The organism is Mesorhizobium sp. RSR565B (genome assembly GCF_054719465.1).
The window spans coordinates 3,477,281-3,494,830 of sequence record NZ_JBTTIE010000001.1; the positions used below are offsets into that span (position 1 = coordinate 3,477,281).

Below are 17,550 nucleotides of genomic sequence, written 5' to 3' on the forward strand. Positions count from 1 at the left end.
GGTTAACGGGTGCGAAAACCGCACCATCTGGACAGCAGGAACTGGACTATGGGCAAGGTAACAGGCTTTCTCGAAATCGACCGGCAGGTGCACAAGTACCAGCCGGCCTCCGACCGCATCCGGCATTTTCGTGAATTCACGCTGCCGATGTCGGACAAGGAGGTCGAGAAACAGGCGGCGCGCTGCATGGATTGCGGCATCCCGTTCTGCCACGGGCCGACCGGTTGCCCGATCCACAACCAGATCCCGGACTGGAACGACCTCGTCTACAATGGCGACTGGGACAATGCGATCCGCAACCTGCATTCGACCAACAATTTCCCCGAGTTCACCGGCCGCATCTGCCCCGCGCCCTGCGAGGAAGCCTGCACGCTGAACCTCGAGGACATTCCGGTTGCCATCAAGACTGTCGAACAGGCAATCGCCGACAAGGCTTATGAAACCGGCCATATCCGGCCTTATCCGCCAGAGAAGAAGACGGGCAAGCGGGTCGCTGTCATCGGCTCCGGTCCGGCAGGGATGGCGGCGGCGCAGCAGCTTGGCCGCGCCGGCCACGAGGTCAGCGTTTATGAGCGTGAGAGCCGTCCCGGCGGGCTGATGCGCTACGGCATTCCCGACTTCAAGATCGAGAAGCACTATATCGACCGCCGCATCGAGCAGATGCAGGGCGAGGGCGTGACCTTCCATTGCGGCGTCAATGTCGGCGTCGACAAGCCGGTGGCAGAGTTGCTCGCCGGATATGATGCGGTGCTCTATTGCGGCGGTTCGGAATCGCCGCGTCCGGCCAATATTCCGGGCGACGATCTCGGCGGCGTCTATGACGCCATGCCCTATCTGGTGCAGCAGAACCGTCGCGTCGGCGGCGAGCCGATCCAGTCGGTGGCCTGGCCGTCGCATCCGATCATCGCCGGCGGCCAGCATGTCGTCGTCGTCGGCGGCGGCGATACCGCGTCCGACTGCGTCGGCACCGCCTTCCGCCAGGGCGCGGTGCGCGTCACCCAGCTCGACATCCGCCCGCAGCCGCCGGAGAAGGAAGACAAGCTTTCGGTCTGGCCTTACTGGGCGACCAAGATGCGCACCTCGTCCTCACAGGCCGAAGGTGCGGAGCGCGAATTCCAGGTGGCGACGCTCGAATTCATCGGCGAGGACGGCCAGCTGACCGGCGTCAAATGCTGCGAAGTCGACGAGAAGCGCAAGCCTATCCCCGGCACCGAATTCGTCATCCGTGCAGACCTCGCCTTCATCGCCATCGGCTTTGCCGGACCGGCTGCCGCCGGCGTCGCGAAAGAGCTGGACGGTGAGATGAAAATCACCACCGACAGCCGCCGTTCCCGCAATGTCGAAGCCAACGATCGCGACTACAAGACCAGCGTCGACAAGCTCTACGCCGCAGGTGATGTGCGCCGCGGCCAGTCGCTGGTTGTGTGGGCGATCCGCGAAGGCCGCCAGGCCGCGCGCTCGATCGATGAAGCGCTGATGGGGTCGACGGTACTCCCCCGTTAACGGTTGATCGCCGTCGTCGTATCCGTCGCGGCAGCGGCCTTGGGCGGCCAGGAGAAGTCGTCGGCGCGACCGGGCGAGGCCTCGGGCGCCTTGCCTTCGAGGATTAGTTTTTCGCCGGGCAGATCCGGATTGGCTTTCGGCGCCGCCGCCGCACCGAGAAGTTCGGTACCGCCGTCGAGCGCCGGATCGTTGAGCAGCATTGGAACGGTGCGGTCGACCACGATCGGGGCGGCGGGCAGCGACGGCGCCTCGACCGGGGCGCCGGCCGGTGCGGCAGCCGTCACCACGCTTCCCAGCGCTGCCAGGCCGAGGATCTTGGCCAGCGGCTTTTCGGTGTAGAAGGCGAGCTTTCGCTTGCCGGCTTTCGAGACGTTGATGCCGTCGTCGGAGCGCAGCCGCACGGCCTGGCCGTTAATGTCGGGGCCGGTCGAGACAAAGGCGCCGTTCTCGTCGACGAACCCATCCCAGACATCGACGAATTCGCCGCCGTTCTTCTCGGCAGCCGAGTGGTAGATGTCGTTGAATGCGAGCATGTCGGAGGTCATCTTCGGCGTCTTGAAGGCTGGCATGCCGACCCACAGATAAGGCACCTTGGTCGCCGCCAGTGCCTTTCCCAAGGCTTCGGTCCGGCGTTCGTATTCCTTGGTCCAGTTCTCGGAGCGCGGCTGCTCGCGCACATCGTTGACGCGCATCTGCTGGCGGTCGTTGGAGCCGAGCATGACGACGACCACGGAGGGTTTTTCGGTCTCGACCAGCGATTTGACCTGTTCGGGCCAATTGTAGACATCATCGCGCACGAAACCCGAAGAACCGTTGGCGCGCTCGACGATCCTGACGTTGGCATTGTCGGCAAAGGCTGTTTCGAGGCCTTCGGCCAGGCCGTTGGCCATGAAATCGCCGATCACCAGAACGACGCGGGCATCCGGTGTCTTCTCGACAATCGGAGCGGAAGGTTCAACGGGTGCACGGGGCTTCTTCTTGACCTTCGGCTTTGCCTTGCGGACGTCGAGCGGCGGCTCGATGCGTTCGCTGCGGCGCGGGAACAGAAGGTCGCGCAGCGACCAGCCGCGGTTCTGCGGTTGTTCCTGCGCCAAAGCCGGTGTGTGGAAACTGCCGGCGAGTCCCGTCGCCAGGACGACGATGGCCAGAATGAGGATCGGCAAGCGGAAAACGATCACACGGATACGCGCTGCCGAAACCAAGCACCCTCTCCATCCCTTGGTGCATGGCCCTTGCAGGGGATCATGCACAGACCGATGCTACGGCATCCCTTGCGTCGCAAATGCAAGCTGCCGTCGCCGGCTCTATTTCTTTCTGAGCCATTTGAGCACTTCCATGCTCGGATACCCGTCCTGGGTCAAGCCGACCGTTGCCTGATAGGTCATGATGGCGGTTTTCGTGCCGTCACCGATCTTGCCGTCGAACTTGCCGTCGTAAAGTCCGTGCTGCGAAAGCCGCTTCTGCAACTCCTGCCTTTCCTCGAAGGACAGTTTGGTGAAGGGCCGCTTCCAGTCCTGCACCAGACCATTAGAGCCGGCGATTTCGTCGGCAAGAAGGCCGACGGCCAGGGCATATTTGTCGGCGTTGTTGTAGGCCTTGATGACGGAGAAGTTCTTGATCATCAGGAATGCCGGTCCGCCGCGGCCGTCCGGCACTTTCAGCGTCGCCTTGTCGGTTGCGTTCTTGAACGGCTTGCCATTGGCCCTGGCGACGCCGAGCGCCTGCCACTGCGCCAATGTCTTCGAGCCGGCAGGCAGTTTGCCGGCTGGAATGGTGACCTCGTAGCCCCAGGTCTTGCCGCCCTGCCAGCCATTCTTCTTCAGCAGATTGGCTGATGTCGCCAACGCATCGGGGATCGAATTCCAGATGTCGCGCTTGCCGTTGCCGTCCATGTCGACGGCATAATGCTGGTAGCTGGTCGGGATGAACTGGGTCTGGCCCATGGCGCCGGCCCAGGAGCCCATCAGGTGGCTTTCGTCGATGTCGCCGGTCTGCAGGATTTTCAGCGCGGCGACCAATTGGGTGCGGGCGAATTTCGAACGCTTGGCGTCGCCATAGGCGAGGGTTGCCAGCGAGCGGATGACATTGCGCATGATGTCGTCGCGCTTGAGGATCTCGCCATAATTCGATTCCATCGACCAGATGGCGAGCAGGATGTAGCGGTCGACGCCGAACCTGGCTTCGATCCGGTCCAGCCACGGCTTCCATTTCCTGGCCATCTGCTGGCCGACGGCAACGGACTGGTCGTGGACGCGGTTGTCGAAATAGTCCCAGGCGGGCGCGGTGAACTCGGGCTGGGTGCGTGCCTTTTCCAGCACCACCGGGTCGGGCTCATTGATGCCCCGGAACGCTCGGTCGTAGACCGCGCCGGAAACGCCGCCCGCCACGGCCGTGGCGCGGAAGCCGGCGACCCATTGCCGAAACCCGGCATCGGCGAAGGCCGGTCCGGCCGGCATCAGCAAGGCGAGCGAGAGGCTGGCCGCCGTCAGCACGCTGGTAAAGAGTTTTGCGGCACTGCGAACGGACATATTTTCCCCTTTCTCTATCTCAGGAAAGACCATTCATCGCCGAACCGGGTTAGCAATTGGTTTACCATAGGCGGCGCCTGGAACGAAAAGACACCTGGATGCTTTACCGGTTGATGTTTCCCTCAATGGCCCGATAATCCACAATTCCGGCGCGAAAATGTCGCGAGGCGGGATTGCCGGGCACGCCCTCAAACGGATAATTGACGCATGAAGCGAGTTCGCAAGGCAGTTTTCCCGGTCGCCGGTCTCGGCACACGGTTTCTCCCGGCCACCAAGGCCATTCCCAAGGAGATGCTGACCGTCGTCGACCGGCCGGTCATCCAGTATGTCGTCGATGAGGCGCGCGAGGCCGGCATCGAACATTTCATCTTCGTCACCGGCCGCAACAAGGCGGTCATAGAAGACCATTTCGATATCCAGTTCGAGCTCTATGATACGCTGGCACAGCGCGGCAAGGACGACCAGCTGGCCCGCTTGCAGCGGCTGCAGCCGGCCCCGGGGCAGACCTCGTTCACCCGCCAGCAGGTGCCGATGGGTCTCGGCCACGCCGTCTGGTGCGCCCGCGAACTGGTCGGCGACGAACCCTTCGCGCTGTTGCTGCCCGACATGATCATGCAGTCGGAGAAGAGCTGCACGAAGGCCATGGTCGAGCTCTACGAGGAGACCGGCAACAACATCATCGCGGTGCAGGAATGCGATCCGGCCGAGACCCACAAATATGGCATTGTCGGCCGCGGCGAGGACACGCATCACGGCTTCCGCATCACCGAGATGGTCGAAAAGCCGAAGACCGGCACCGCGCCGTCCAATCTCTACATCAACGGCCGCTACATCCTGCAGCCCGAGATTTTCAAGATCCTCGAAAGCCAGGAAAAGGGCGCCGGCAACGAGATCCAGCTCACCGACGCGATGCTGAAGCTGGAAAAGCAGCAGCCCTTCTTTGGCTACCACTTTCAGGGCCGCACCTTCGATTGCGGCTCGCCGGAAGGCTTCGTCGAGGCCAATGTCGCCTTCGCGCTGTGGCGCAGCGACATGAACGAGAACATGGCCGGCGTCATCCGCACGCTGCTCGATGAGATGAAGCCGTCCGAGCGTCGCGGCGCTGCTTTTTAGCTACCGCTGCAGCTTCAGCCCCAAATAGATGCTGTTGGCGGTGTAGTTGCGCCCGGGCAGATTGCTGGTCAGCTTTTCGGTGCGGGCGCGGCTGGTGAGGCCGACATAGCGGTTCAGCCACCAGGTCAGCCCGGCCTCTGCACTCAGCGTCATGTCATGGCCGTCGGAGCCGGTGTAATTGCGCCAGTCGAGCCCAAGGGCTGCGTTGCCGGTCAGGTCGGCGCGGATCTGCCGCTCGCCGGTGAGGCGGCCGGAATAGAGGATGTCGCCGCTCTTACCGGCATTCGTCGTGCCTTCGACCGTGGTTCGCCCGGTGAGGCCGATGATGGTACCGCGCTCGGGCGACCATTTGAGGTCGGCATTGATGGTGGCTCCCGAAATCGCCTCCAGGTTCTTGTCGTCGATCGCCTCCCTCAGCCAGCCGGCCGAGAACTCACCCTTGAGCTTCTCGCCCATGTCGACTTCGATACCGGCGCGCGCGCCAAGCCGGGTCGAAGAGCGCTCGAAGCCCTTGTTGTCGATCCGTTGGTCATATACCCGGCGGCCGAGCTCAATCTCAGCAAAGGGCGTCAGAGCCGGGGAAATTTCATAGCCGGTCCGCAACGTTGCAGTGTAGAGCGTGTTGTCCTGGTCCTTCTGCGACAGCGAGGTGCCATCGGTAAGTTCGGCATCGCCATAGATGTCGTGGGAGACCGCACCGGTCAGCGCAAAGCGCAGCTTGCCGACATCCTTCTCGACGGCGAGGCTGCCGTCGACAGTCTGGCGGATCGGCTGCGAGGTGACGCCGGCAATGGCGTCGGGCGCGGAGGCCGATTCCGGCGCAATCTCGTAGCCGAGCTTGGCGATGGCGCGCAGTTCATTGTCGAGGTCGACATTGTACGTGCCTTGGATACGGCCGCGTGCCTCATTGATCTTCTGGCCCGAAATGGTGTTGCGGAAATTGCCGTAGCCGTCGATGACCGCCGAATTCTCGCGCCAATCGGAGGCGGCGGAGAAACGGAGCGCCGTTTCGGACAGCACCGCCGACTTGCCGCCAGCGCTGGAATCGGCGTTCGACGTGACGGCAACGCCCTGCTCGAGCGTCGGCCGCAGCAGGAACGAGCCGACCTTGATGCCGGTTGCCGCGTACGGGTCGTCCTCGAGCTTCTTCTTCTGGCCCTCGATGGCGCCGGTGCGCTCGGCGCCGGGGTCGAGCTTTCGTCGGTCGACACCGCCGACGGTGAGGACACGGCCGTTCGCTGTGTCCTGATCGGCGTCGCCTGCCGCAGTGCCGTCCGGAGTCGCGGCGGTGGTGGTCTGGTCCGTGGCTTTGCCAGGCTTCTTCTTGTCGGCAGCCTTGGTTTTGTCCTTGGCCTTGTCTGCATCCGCGGCGGCGCGTTGTTTTGCCGTCGATGGCCGGCGTGGCTGGACGGTTGGCGGCTTGTCGGCGAACGAATCGTCGATGGTCGCCGGCGGGTCGAAAATGCTGTTTGCGCCGGCCTGTGACGGGTCGGTGTCGTCAGGCAAGGCGCCATCGCTGGCCGGCACATAAGCGGTTGGCGTGTTTCCCGTGGGGGCGGTGTCGGCAGGGGCGGGCTTGACCTGCGTGTTGGCCTTGCTCAATTGCCTGGCCCGGCGCTGCTGGTCGGACAGGATCGCCGATTCCGAAACTTCGCCGCGCAGCTCGGTCTCCTGGGCATGAAGCGCAGTTGGCCGCAGCAAAGCGAGCACGCTCGTCGCCAGAAGCAGAGCGCAAAAGGCTCTGCCCGTTCGACCTTTTTTCTCTTGAGGCTGGGCCCGCGACATCGTCACCACTGCTTGCGCGGCGCAAGCGCGCCATACTTACCGAACCGTAAACGGGGATGGTTAACGGAGGGTTGAAGGTGTGCCTATACGACATGGCTGGACGGCAATTCTGTTGGACAGGCGAACGGCAAAGCGCTAATCGCATCAGCCATGCATGCGGGATCCCCAGAAAAGAAGCCTTTGGAGGCTTCGGTCGCCTCGGCGCTGAGAACGGTAGCCACGGAACAGGCCGGCGTGGCGGCATTGGCCGCCGCGCTGGAGAACGAACTGGCCGAACCTTTCGCCCGCGCCGTCGACATGGTGTCGCGCATCAATGGCCGCGTCATAGTCACCGGCGTCGGCAAAAGCGGCCATATCGGCACTAAGATCGCGGCTAGTCTGGCTTCGACCGGCACGCCTGCCTTCTTCGTCCATCCGGCGGAGGCCAATCATGGCGACCTTGGCATGATCGCCAGAGACGATGCCATCATCGCCATGTCATGGTCCGGCGAGAGCAAAGAGTTGATGGGCATCGTCGCCTATTCCAGGCGCTTCTCGATCCCGCTGATTGCGATTACCGCGGGCGCGGCCTCGGCGCTGGCGCGCGCGGCCGACGTGGTGGTGCTCCTGCCGTCCGCGCCGGAAGCCTGCCCGCACGGTCTGGCGCCGACGACATCGACCCTGCTGCAACTGGTGGTCGGCGATGCGCTGGCCATAGCGCTGCTCGAAGCGCGCGGCTTCACGCCCGACCATTTCCGCACGTTCCACCCCGGCGGCCAGCTCGGCGCCAACCTCACGCAGATCCACGAGATCATGCATGTCGGCGACAGGCTGCCGCTGGTGTCTTCCGGCACGGGCATGCGCGAGGCGATCCTCGAATTGTCGAACAAGGGCTTCGGCTGCGTGGCGATCGCGACGGCGGATGGCGCGTTGGTGGGCATCATCACCGACGGCGACATCAGGCGTCACATCGGCAGCAATCTCATGGAAATGAGCGTCGATCAGGTGATGACGAAAAAGCCGAAGACCGCCACACCGGACACGCTGGTGGCGACGGCGCTGCAGATTATCAACAATTCGGCCATTACGAGCCTTATGGTGGTCGAAGGCAGGCGGCTCGTGGGACTGGTTCATCTGCACGACCTGCTGCGCATCGGCGCCGCCTGAAAAAATCAAAGGACGCGTCGCGTTCGGGAAGCCCTGCGCGACGCGCCCTGATTTTCCGGATCGAAAGCGCCATGCGCTTTCGAAATGTCAAACAGCCTCGACGGTCAGTTCCAGATCCGTGTCGGCCGAACTGACGACGCGCACCTGCGTGCCGGCCGGCAGGTCGGGACCGGAGACGCGCCACAGTGTGTCGCCGAGTTTGATGCGGCCGCGACCGTCCTTGATCGGCTCGGCCAGCGTTGCCATCCTGCCGACCAACTGCGCGCCGCGCCGGTTGAGGAGCGGCTGGTCGCTAGGGGTATTACGCCCACCAACCAGCTTCTTTCCGGCAAGGGCCGAGACCAGCGACAGGGCCAGGAAGGCGAGGACCTGGACTTCCCAGGCCCAGAAGCTTGCGTCCCAGACGAGCAGGGAAATCACACCGATCACCAATGCGGCGATGCCGATCCACAGCATGAATATTCCTGGCGCGATGACCTCCATCACCAGGAGGACGAAGCCCAGAACCATCCAGTTCCACGGACCAAGTTCGGAAATGATGCGGTCGAACATGGGAGTGCGCTCCTATGATCTCAGTTCTCAGCTAGCCTCAATTCTCGCTTGGGCGAACCACCGGAGGGCGGGCGGCTTGCCTGGCGGCGCCGGCGGTACCTTCGCTGCGGAACACCTCCCTGGCGATCTCGCTTATGCCGCCGAGCGTGCCGATCAGCGCCGAGGCTTCCATCGGCATCAGCACGACCTTGCTGTTGTTGGCGGTGCCGATCTTGCCCATCGCTTCAGTGTATTTCAGCGCCACGAAGTAGTTGAGTGCCTGCACGTCGCCCTTGGAGATGGCTTCCGATACAACCTGGGTGGCTCGCGCTTCGGCTTCGGCCGAGCGTTCGCGCGCCTCGGCGTCGCGGAAGGCGGCTTCCTTGCGGCCCTCGGCCTCGAGGATCTGCGACTGCTTGAGGCCTTCGGCGGCGAGGATCTGCGCACGCTTGTTGCGTTCGGCGGTCATCTGACGGCCCATCGATTCGATGAGGTTGGCCGGCGGATTGATGTCCTTGATCTCGACGCGGGTAATCTTGATGCCCCACGGATGCGCCGCTTCGTCGACGACGCGCAGCAGCCGTTCGTTGATGGCGTCGCGGTTCGACAGCAGTTCGTCGAGGTCCATCGAACCCATGACGGTACGGATGTTGGTCATCGTCAAATTGAGGATGGCGTTCTCCAGGCCGGCGACCTGGTAGGCGGCCTGGGCCGCATTGAGGATCTGGTAGAAGGCGATGCCGTCGACGCCCACAATGGCGTTGTCGCGCGTGATGATTTCCTGGCTCGGAACGTCGAGCACCTGCTCCATCATGTTCATCTTGGCGCCGATTCGGTCGACGAACGGCACGATGAGGTTGAGGCCGGGGCTTAGTGTTTTGGTGTAACGACCAAAACGCTCCACCGTATAATTATAGCCTTGCGGGATTGTCCGGATGCCTTTGATAAGAAGCACCAATACCAGAAAGGCAAGCGCACCAATCGCAATACCGAAACCACTGAAGTCCATTTGAATCTCCCTCAGATGCCGGCCATGGCGTTGATTCCATGCAACCGACTTCACCAAACACTTAGGTGTGTTTCAATAATGTTACAATCAGGTGATCGTTGATTATTAGTGCATGGAATAGCGCAACTGCGGCGATCGATCGCCGCAACGTGGCGGCCTCAGACCCAGCCCGACAGCTCGCGCCGCACCATCGCCTCGATCACCGCCATGCCTTCTGCACTGTCGTTGAGGCACGGGATGTGGGCGAATTTCTCGCCGCCGGCGTGATGGAAGGTCTCGGCCGCCTCGCGGCCGATTTCGTCCAGCGTCTCGATGCAGTCGACGGAAAAGCCTGGGTTGACGATGGCGATCGATTTCACGCCGTCCTTCGCCAGTTTCTCGACCGTCTTGTCGGTGTAGGGCTGCAGCCATTCCTGGGCGCCGAAGCGCGACTGGAAGGTGATGATCAGCTTCTTTTCATCCCACCCCAGTCGTTCACGCAACAGCCGTGTCGTCTTCTGGCAGTGGCAGTGATAGGGATCGCCCTTCTCGAAATAGGGCTTCGGGATGCCGTGATAGGAGGTGATGACCACCTCGGGCTCGAAGTCTAGCGTTGCCAGATGCCGTTCGATCGAATGGGCGAGCGCCTCGATGTAGACCGGCTCGTCATAGTAGGGCGGAACACTGCGCACGGCAGGCGCGCGGCGCATCTTCATCAAGGCGCGAAACAGCTGGTCGTTGGCGGTCGCGGTGGTGGTCGCGGAGTATTGCGGGTAGAGTGGGAACGACAGGATGCGGTCGCAGCCTTGCTCGACCAGCCTTTGAGCGACGCTCGCGGTCGAGGGGTTGCCGTAGCGCATCGCCCAGTCGACCACGACATCGGGTAGGTCGATGAGCGCTGCGGCCAGCTTTTCGCCCTGCGCGCGGGTGTAGGTGCGCAGCGGCGACTCGTTCCTCTCGCGGTTCCATATCCTGGCGTAATTGGCGCCGGACTTCTTCGGTCTGGTGGTCAGCACCAAGCCGTAGAGGATCGGATACCAGATCGCCTTGTTGAGTTCGATGACGCGCGGATCGGACAGGAATTCGCGGAGATAGCGCCACATCGGCTTGAAATCGGTACCGTCCGGCGTGCCGAGATTGACCAACATGACGCCGATCTTGCCTGCCTTTACCGGCGGATGTCCGGCCGGCAGCGGGTCGAGCGCTTTCGCGGCTTTGGGGTCGACAGGCGTGGAAAGCGTCATGAAGGTCTCCCGACACCGCGAAACCGACGATGTCGGGCGAACCTAGCGAAGCGGCGCGAGTTTTCAATGCCGCGTCTGGCCGCACCTTACCCTGAAAGCCAAAAACCCGTCCGGTTACCCGGACGGGTTTTGCTGGTCGCAAGTGCGAAGCGAGGTTACTTCGCCGGAATGGTCAAGGTCGCGCCGACAGGAAGCCGGCGTGGTTCGTAGCCTTTGTTGGCCTCGGAGATCACCTTCCACTTGGCGCCGTCGCCGTAGGCCTTTTTGGCGAGATCCCAATAGGTATCGCCGGCGACGATGACATGGCTGGCTTCGGCCGGGGCGGCGTCAGCCGGCTTTGCCGGAGCAGGTGCGGCTTCGGCCGGTTTTGCCGGTTCGGCCGGAGCCGGCGTTGCCGGGGCGGTTTCCGCCGGGACAGTCGGCGGCGTGGTGGTGATGTCGCCGGAGCCTGCCGGCAATGCGGGCATCGCCGGCTCCGCCGGTGCAGCCTCGGCCGGTTTTGCCGGTTCCGCTGGAGCAGGTGCCGGTTCGGCTGGTTTTGCCGGCTCGGCGGCCGGGGCAGCCGCTACGGTTGCGGCAACCTCGGTGATGCGGCCGTCGAGCTTGGGCGTATAGGGCCGGTGCGCGGCGAGATAGTCGGCGACCACCTGTTCGAGGCCCGGGCCGTAATCATAGGCGTTCTTGGCCTTCTCGGCGAAGACCTTGTAGCCGTCGCCGCCCTGGCGGACGTAATTGTTGGTGGCGACCAGATAGTCCTTGTCCGGATTGATCGGCGCCCAGGTACCGTTCTGCATCACCTCGACCGACTTGACTCGGCCTGCATTGGGCGCGACCGACTTGTCGAAGGAGTATTTGAGACCTGCCACCTGCGGGAAGCGGCCGCCGCCGTCCTCGACCTGGCTGACGCCGTTTTCCAGCCCGGCAACCAGATCCTTGCCGGAAATCTGGAAGGTCGCCAGCGTGTTCTGGAACGGCAGCACGGTCAGCACCTCGCCCATGGTCACGGTGCCCTTGTCGATCGAAGCACGCAGGCCGCCGCCATTCGAGACGACGATCTCGACGCCCTGTCCCTTGACGCGGTCGAGGATGGCGTCGGAGACGAGGTTGCCCATCGCGCATTCCTTGGTGCGGCAGCTTTCGCGGCTGCCGTCGATGGCCTCGGTGGTCTCGGCCACTTCCTTGTTCTTCAGCGCCTCGATCGGCGCACCGAGTTCCTTGATGCGGGCAAGAACGGCCCGATCGGGAGTGATCGACTTGTCGAGGAAGATCGGGTCGCCGCTAGCTTCCTTGACGTTGCCATTGTCGTCGAACACGACCTTGAATTCGCCGAGATATTTCGAATAGGACGCGGCCTGCACGACAGGCACCTTGGAGCCGTCGGGGTTGTCGACCATCGTCGGATAGGGGCCTTCCGCCTTCGGGTCGGTGTTGGACAGAAGCGAATGGCTGTGGCCGCCGACCACCACATCGATGCCCGGGATCTTGGCGATGACATCGCGCTCGCGCCTGTAGCCGATATGGGTGACGGCAATGATCTTGTTGACGCCTTGCGCCTTCAGCTTCTCGACCTCGGCGGTGATCGACTTCACGTCGTCCTCTATGGTAATGTTGGGGCCGGGAGAGGCGAGTTCCGGCGTGTCGTTGGTTACGGCGCCGACAATGCCGATCTTCTGGCCGCCGACCTCAAGCACAATCGACGGCTTGATCTTGCCTGCGGCGCCGGACTTGTCGTTGGGCACGACATTGGCGCTGACGATCGGGAACTTCGCCTTGTCGAGATAAGGCACCAGCGCGCTCTCGCCATCGTCGAATTCGTGGTTGCCGAGCGTCACCGCGTCGGGCTTGATCTGATTGAGGAATTCCTCCTCCGCCGTGCCCTTGTAGGTGATGTAGAACAGCGATCCCTGAAAGCTGTCGCCGGCATTGAGCAGCAGCACGTTCTGGCCTTCGAGCTTCTTGCGCTCCTGTGCGATCGCGGTGACCAGCCGGCCGGCGCCGCCGATGCACTCACCCTTGGTCTCTTCCTCGGCCGAGCAGGTCGACTCGTATTTGTTGTTGCCTTCGATGCGGCTGTGCCAATCGTTGAAATGCAGGATGTTCAACGTGTAGTCGGCAAAGGATGGTGCGGCCGACAGGCCGAGTGTCGAGGCAGAGAGGGCGGCAATGGCGGCGAGCTTCTTCATCTTCGTCTCCCGGATATGATCAAAGGCGTTTAACGCTCTTGCCCGACTGCAGGATAACAGCCAGCATTTCGGGTATGTTCACATCGCGGTTGTGGCGATGCAAGAAGAATCAGGGCGGATAACCGGCATCGGTTTGCCGGCATAAAAAGGCGGCGGCATCGCGCCGCCGCCATCCGCAAAGCCGCATGGGAAAGGTTCAGCCGCGCCTGGTCAGCACGAAGTTCTGCCCGGCGGAGCTGGTGCAATTCAGCTGGTTTATGGACACCAGCAGGCAGTTGAAAGCGATTGGCTGCTGCCGGATAAGCGAGGTTCCGTTGATCTCGACCGAGGTGGCGCCGGTCTTGGTGTAGCTGCCGTCAGCGAATTTCTCACCGGTCTCCGCCGAAACGGTGGTGAAGACGCTGCCGTTCAATGTCGAGACCGCCTTGCCTTCGGCGTTCAGCCATGAGCCTTCGACGCCTCGCGCCTGCGATGAGATCGGTGGCCCGTCGGAGCCGCCGGTGGTGCAGGCGGCAAGCATCGTCGCAAGAGCGCCCGCCGCGCCCGCAGAAAGAATTTTGCGCGCAATCGTCATATCAAATCCTCTCCTGACGCATCGGCCCAATCGTCAAACGACGTTTTGGAGAACACGATGTGCGTGGCCTCAAGTTTCCAGAGCCGTCCCTCGTGCGTCCAACTGGATGCACACTGCTCTCGTCCGCATCCCTTCAATCGCCCGATTTCCGGGCGATTGCAAGGCAGTGAGGCAGGGGTATGGAACCGCTATCGAACGAGGATGTTGCGGAATTGCCACGGGTCGCTTTTGTCGAGGTCCTCGGGAAACAGGCCCGGACGGTTATCGAGCGGCGTCCAGTCGGTGTAGTAGCCCTTGACTGGTCCGAGATACTGGGACTGCACTTCCAGGCAGCGCTTGTAGTCCATCTCGTCGGCCTCGACGATGCCGGCTTCCGGGTTTTCCAGCGCCCAGACCATGCCGGCGAGCACGGCCGAGGTGACCTGCATGCCGGTAGCGTTCTGGTAGGGCGCCAGCTTGCGGGCTTCGGCCAGCGACAGCTGCGAACCGTACCAGTAGGCGTTCTTGGCATGGCCGTAGAGCAGCACGCCAAGCTCGTCCACGCCATCGACCAGCTCGTTTTCGTCAAGCACATGGTGGACCGGCTGCGGCTTGCCGGCAGCGCCGAACATTTCGTGGAGTGACAACACGGCGTCGTTGCAGGGGTGATAGGCATAGTGGCAGGTCGGGCGGTATTGCACCTTGCCCTTCTTACCGCGCACGGTGAAGAAGTCGGCGATCGAGATCGCCTCATTGTGCGTCACCAGGAAACCGTATTGCGCGCCCGGCGTCGGGCACCAGGAGCGCACGCGGGTGTTGGCGCCGGGCTGTTCGAGATAAATCGCAGCCTTGGAGCCATGCTTGTGCTCCTTGCCGTTCTTCGGCATCCATCTCTCATGCGTGCCCCAGCCGAGCTCGGCCGGCTGCAGCCCTTCCGAGATGAAACCTTCGACCGACCAGGTGTTCCAGAACACGTTCATCGGCTTCGGCTTCTTGGTGCGCTGGGTGTCGCGCTCGGCGATGTGGATGCCCTTGACGCCGGCCTTCTTCATCAGCTTCGCCCAGCCGTCACGGTCGTCCTGCGCGGGTTCGGAAAACTCAAGGCCGAGGTCGCCGGCAAGGTTCAGCAGCGCCTGCTTGACGAACCACGAGACCATGCCCGGATTGGCGCCACAGGTCGAAACCGCGGTAGCGCCGCCGGGCTTGTCGTGCTTCTCCTTGATCAAGGCTTCGCGCAGCGCGTAGTTGGTGCGGCTGGCATTGTCGGCCTTGGCGTCGAAATAGAAGCCGAGCCACGGCTCGACGACGGTGTCGATGTAGAGCACGCCGAGCTTGCGGCAGAGCCGCATCAGGTCGACCGAGCCGGTATCGACCGACAGATTGATGCAAAAGCCCTGGCCGCCACCATTGGTCAAAAGCGGCGTCAGCAGTTTCTTGTAGTTTTTCTCGGTCACGTGCTCCTGCACGAAGGCGATGCCGCGCTCGTCGAGCAGCTTGCGGTCGGTGTCGAGCGGGTCGATGACCGTCATGCGCGACTTGTCGAATTTGAAATGGCGCTCGATCAGAGGCAGCGTTCCCCGTCCGATCGAACCAAAGCCGATCATCACGACAGGGCCGGTGATTTCACCGTAAACGGGCCAGTTTTCATTCGCCATTTTATCGAGCACTCCTTCAAGCAACGCGCCAAAACGGCCGTTCGACCGCCGCGCGACAAACCATAGATCATTGTCACAATAAAGCGAAAAGCAGGGATAAGGTTAGTTCCCGACGGCGCAGATGCGCCTACGGTTCGAGCAGTTTCGCGAATTCCGGCGTGAGCAGCGCTTGTGCTTCGGAGTCCGGGATTTCAACGAGATCGCCGCCGCAAGCCTGGATGACGTTGGGCAAACCTTGCAGTCCGAAGACCAGAACCTGCCTGTCGCCATCGCGCTTCAGGCTGGCGCCGAGATAGTCGCCGATCAAATCGTCGATGCCGCATTCGGCCTCGTAATCCACCTCGGTCTGGTCGCTTGGCTTCTTGCGCTTCTCCTTGACGAAGGTGGCCAGCGAGGGGCCTGGCTTGCCGTCGACCGTATCGGAAAACATGTCCTGAAGGGTAAGCAAGGCGCCACGGCGCACGTCCATGACATAGGCCTCGGAATAGTTGTTCGGATGCGCACCGCCGCAATAGAGGCTGCCGGATTCCGACCAGCTCATCAGCTTCGGCGTCAATGACGTAACTTTGGACGTCGTGTCTTCATAGCCGCCAAGCGAATCGTCGTCCATGCCCTCCATCGGCGGCCCGTCGTGGAAACCGGCATATTGCAGCGCCGCGCATGTCAAGGCGCTGAGGCTGTCATGCCAATGGCGGTTCTGCAGCAAGGCATTGGCGGCTTCGATCGGCGCACTGCCGGCGAGATCGACGATGCGCGGCCTGGCGAATTTGGTGCGCGGATCGGTGACATAGTTGTAGGCTGCATCCGGCCAACCTTCCTTGGCGTCTGCCTTGGGCGCGAAATCCAGCTTGAGATAGTCGTAGGGCGATGCCGCCATGGTGATCGGCGCATCGTCGCCCGAGAATGTCATGTCGGTGAAATCATAGAGATCGCGTGGCGTCGTCGCCGGCGTCTCCGTCTGGGCACGGCTGGCGATCCTTGTCAGCTTCAGCGGCTGGGTCTTTTTGGCCGTCCAGGTGCCTTCCAGCGTCTTGCCCTTGTCGGCGGAACTCAACCGCCAGACGGCGCCGATGGGTGGAGCCTGGCCGTCGCGGCACTTCTTGGCATCGCAGGCTTCTTCCTCGGCCAATTGAAAGGTGGCGCCCTTGCTCGACTTCGCCTGCAGAGGAATATCGACGCCCTTGGAGCGGTAGAAATAGCGGCCCGCCAGTGCCTCTCCAGCCGTCGCCGGATCACCGGTAAACTCGACGACGATGTCGATGTTGCCGAGCTTCCCCGCATAGGTCACCGGTTCCGCATGCGCTGTTGCCGGCAACGCCAGCAATGCACCGAGCAGGACGGCTAGCTTCAGAACATGTCGGATCATCGTCACTCCTGAGCCATGGTTTGCAGGCGTTGCATCAGCCGGTCACGGTCTGATGTCATCCCCTTGTAGTCGAGTTGAGCCTCATCCAGCGCCTGCAATTGCGCCGCGAAAGAGGCGGCAAGCGTTGCCCGGTCGGGATGCCGCGCCAGCACTTTCAGCGGGTCGAGATGGATGCGGATGGTGAACAGGATGTCGCGCGACAGAGGCAGTTTGCGCAGCGTCTGGCGCTCCACGCGGATGAAGGCGTGGGTGTTGACGTCGCCGTCGGGAAATCGCGAGGGGCGCCTGGTGGCGCGGTCGATGCGCTCGACATTGGAGAGCGGGTGATAGAGCGCGTCGCCGGCCTGGATCGACCAGTTGAAGCGTTCGACGGCCTGACCCTGCAGGCCGTCGAACATGCGGTTGATGAGCTCGGCCGGCCTGGTGCCCGGACCGAAGCCCGGCACCGGTGCGTGGATCTGCTGCAGCGGCCGGCCGAATTTCTCGACCAGCGACCAGGATGACGGGAAACACAGCGAGCCGGCGGCGAGCCGCCAGCCGGTGTCGTCACGGCGCATCAGGATCAGGTCTTCCTGGACGAGCAGCGACGCTGCGACCAGCGGGGCATCGGGGAAGGTGGCGTCAGAGTCGGCTTTGGCGCCAATGACCTCAACCCCGGCATTGGTGCGCCGGTACATCCCGGGAAATGTCGACAGCAGATGTGCTTCGATGAGGCCGCGCACTTCGCGCTGGGTGTCGCGCGTGCCGTCTTCCTCGACAAACACCTTGTCGGGAATCTCGGCATAGAGCCGGCGCTTTTCGGCGAGATGGTCGAAGAGATACCGGTCGACCTCGATCCACTTGTCGAGCTCGAGCGGCTTCAGCCCGATGGTGAAGAGCTTTGAGGAGCCATCATAGGGCGTGTGCGTGGGCTGACGAGAATTCATGCTTCGCTAGAAAGTGTCCAATGCCGGCG

14 protein-coding genes are annotated in these 17,550 nt (G+C 62.7%); 3 read left to right on the forward strand and 11 right to left on the reverse strand.

Annotated elements, in window-relative coordinates:
* The first annotated feature begins 48 nt into the window (after positions 1–48).
* A complete protein-coding gene (locus ACYG9R_RS16950; protein WP_023686414.1) occupies positions 49–1,503 on the forward strand; it encodes a glutamate synthase subunit beta in 1,455 nt (484 codons plus the stop codon).
* Here ACYG9R_RS16950 and ACYG9R_RS16955 read toward each other — a convergent pair.
* Positions 1,500–2,705 (reverse strand): SGNH/GDSL hydrolase family protein, encoded by a 1,206-nt coding sequence (locus tag ACYG9R_RS16955; protein ID WP_023823289.1) that lies wholly within the window; start codon positions 2,703–2,705, stop codon positions 1,500–1,502. The two genes, ACYG9R_RS16950 and ACYG9R_RS16955, sit on opposite strands and share 4 nt — an antisense overlap.
* A 102-nt stretch (positions 2,706–2,807) precedes the next feature.
* On the reverse strand, positions 2,808–4,031 hold the full coding sequence (locus ACYG9R_RS16960; protein WP_023744196.1) for a lytic murein transglycosylase: 1,224 nt from the start codon (positions 4,029–4,031) through the stop codon (positions 2,808–2,810).
* 207 nt (positions 4,032–4,238) lie between these two features.
* Between ACYG9R_RS16960 and galU the strand changes: the two genes are divergently transcribed.
* On the forward strand, positions 4,239–5,144 hold the full coding sequence (gene galU, locus ACYG9R_RS16965; protein WP_023671956.1) for a UTP--glucose-1-phosphate uridylyltransferase GalU: 906 nt from the start codon (positions 4,239–4,241) through the stop codon (positions 5,142–5,144).
* Here the strand turns inward: galU and ACYG9R_RS16970 are convergent, their stop codons facing one another.
* A complete protein-coding gene (locus ACYG9R_RS16970) occupies positions 5,145–6,929 on the reverse strand; it encodes an outer membrane beta-barrel protein (RefSeq protein WP_031196517.1) in 1,785 nt (594 codons plus the stop codon). It abuts the gene before it with no gap.
* 150 nt (positions 6,930–7,079) lie between these two features.
* Here ACYG9R_RS16970 and ACYG9R_RS16975 point away from each other — a divergent pair, with 150 nt between their 5' ends.
* Positions 7,080–8,075, forward strand: coding sequence for a KpsF/GutQ family sugar-phosphate isomerase (locus ACYG9R_RS16975; RefSeq protein WP_023686410.1), 996 nt, complete (start codon positions 7,080–7,082; stop codon positions 8,073–8,075).
* An 87-nt stretch (positions 8,076–8,162) separates the two neighbouring features.
* Here the strand turns inward: ACYG9R_RS16975 and ACYG9R_RS16980 are convergent, their stop codons facing one another.
* The 8 genes from ACYG9R_RS16980 to ACYG9R_RS17015 form a co-directional block, all read right to left on the reverse strand.
* The gene (locus ACYG9R_RS16980; RefSeq protein WP_023686409.1) at positions 8,163–8,627 is read right to left on the reverse strand and encodes an NfeD family protein; all 465 of its coding nucleotides are present in this window, start codon (positions 8,625–8,627) and stop codon (positions 8,163–8,165) included.
* Positions 8,628–8,664: 37 nt separating this feature from the next.
* Complete coding sequence (locus ACYG9R_RS16985; RefSeq protein WP_023671952.1) at positions 8,665–9,615, reverse strand: SPFH domain-containing protein; 951 nt, start codon at positions 9,613–9,615, stop codon at positions 8,665–8,667.
* 158 nt (positions 9,616–9,773) lie between these two features.
* The gene (hemH, locus tag ACYG9R_RS16990) at positions 9,774–10,838 is read right to left on the reverse strand and encodes a ferrochelatase (protein ID WP_023686407.1); all 1,065 of its coding nucleotides are present in this window, start codon (positions 10,836–10,838) and stop codon (positions 9,774–9,776) included.
* 155 nt (positions 10,839–10,993) lie between these two features.
* On the reverse strand, positions 10,994–13,021 hold the full coding sequence (locus ACYG9R_RS16995) for a bifunctional metallophosphatase/5'-nucleotidase (RefSeq protein WP_023823290.1): 2,028 nt from the start codon (positions 13,019–13,021) through the stop codon (positions 10,994–10,996).
* A gap of 196 nt (positions 13,022–13,217) precedes the next feature.
* Entirely contained in the window at positions 13,218–13,595 is a 378-nt protein-coding gene (locus ACYG9R_RS17000) for a hypothetical protein (RefSeq protein WP_023823291.1), read from the reverse strand.
* A 188-nt stretch (positions 13,596–13,783) separates the two neighbouring features.
* Positions 13,784–15,229 carry a homospermidine synthase gene (locus ACYG9R_RS17005; RefSeq protein ID WP_023691759.1) on the reverse strand — a complete coding sequence of 482 codons (1,446 nt, stop codon included), beginning with the start codon at positions 15,227–15,229 and terminating at the stop codon, positions 13,784–13,786.
* 127 nt (positions 15,230–15,356) lie between these two features.
* Positions 15,357–16,595 carry a hypothetical protein gene (locus ACYG9R_RS17010; RefSeq protein ID WP_023823292.1) on the reverse strand — a complete coding sequence of 413 codons (1,239 nt, stop codon included), beginning with the start codon at positions 16,593–16,595 and terminating at the stop codon, positions 15,357–15,359.
* Positions 16,596–16,597: 2 nt separating this feature from the next.
* Entirely contained in the window at positions 16,598–17,521 is a 924-nt protein-coding gene (locus ACYG9R_RS17015) for a heme-dependent oxidative N-demethylase family protein (protein ID WP_023823293.1), read from the reverse strand.
* Positions 17,522–17,550 lie beyond the last annotated feature (29 nt).

Bases quoted from the DNA above. Each gene is read 5' to 3' on its own strand.
- ACYG9R_RS16950 (WP_023686414.1), top strand. From the start codon at position 49: ATGGGCAAGGTAACAGGCTTTCTCGAAATCGACCGGCAGGTGCACAAG.
- ACYG9R_RS16960 (WP_023744196.1), bottom strand. From the start codon at position 4,031: ATGTCCGTTCGCAGTGCCGCAAAACTCTTTACCAGCGTGCTGACGGCG.
- galU (WP_023671956.1), top strand. From the start codon at position 4,239: ATGAAGCGAGTTCGCAAGGCAGTTTTCCCGGTCGCCGGTCTCGGCACA.
- ACYG9R_RS16970 (WP_031196517.1), bottom strand. From the start codon at position 6,929: ATGTCGCGGGCCCAGCCTCAAGAGAAAAAAGGTCGAACGGGCAGAGCC.
- ACYG9R_RS16975 (WP_023686410.1), top strand. From the start codon at position 7,080: ATGCATGCGGGATCCCCAGAAAAGAAGCCTTTGGAGGCTTCGGTCGCC.
- ACYG9R_RS16980 (WP_023686409.1), bottom strand. From the start codon at position 8,627: ATGTTCGACCGCATCATTTCCGAACTTGGTCCGTGGAACTGGATGGTT.
- ACYG9R_RS16985 (WP_023671952.1), bottom strand. From the start codon at position 9,615: ATGGACTTCAGTGGTTTCGGTATTGCGATTGGTGCGCTTGCCTTTCTG.
- hemH (WP_023686407.1), bottom strand. From the start codon at position 10,838: ATGACGCTTTCCACGCCTGTCGACCCCAAAGCCGCGAAAGCGCTCGAC.
- ACYG9R_RS16995 (WP_023823290.1), bottom strand. From the start codon at position 13,021: ATGAAGAAGCTCGCCGCCATTGCCGCCCTCTCTGCCTCGACACTCGGC.
- ACYG9R_RS17000 (WP_023823291.1), bottom strand. From the start codon at position 13,595: ATGACGATTGCGCGCAAAATTCTTTCTGCGGGCGCGGCGGGCGCTCTT.
- ACYG9R_RS17005 (WP_023691759.1), bottom strand. From the start codon at position 15,229: ATGGCGAATGAAAACTGGCCCGTTTACGGTGAAATCACCGGCCCTGTC.
- ACYG9R_RS17010 (WP_023823292.1), bottom strand. From the start codon at position 16,595: ATGATCCGACATGTTCTGAAGCTAGCCGTCCTGCTCGGTGCATTGCTG.
- ACYG9R_RS17015 (WP_023823293.1), bottom strand. From the start codon at position 17,521: ATGAATTCTCGTCAGCCCACGCACACGCCCTATGATGGCTCCTCAAAG.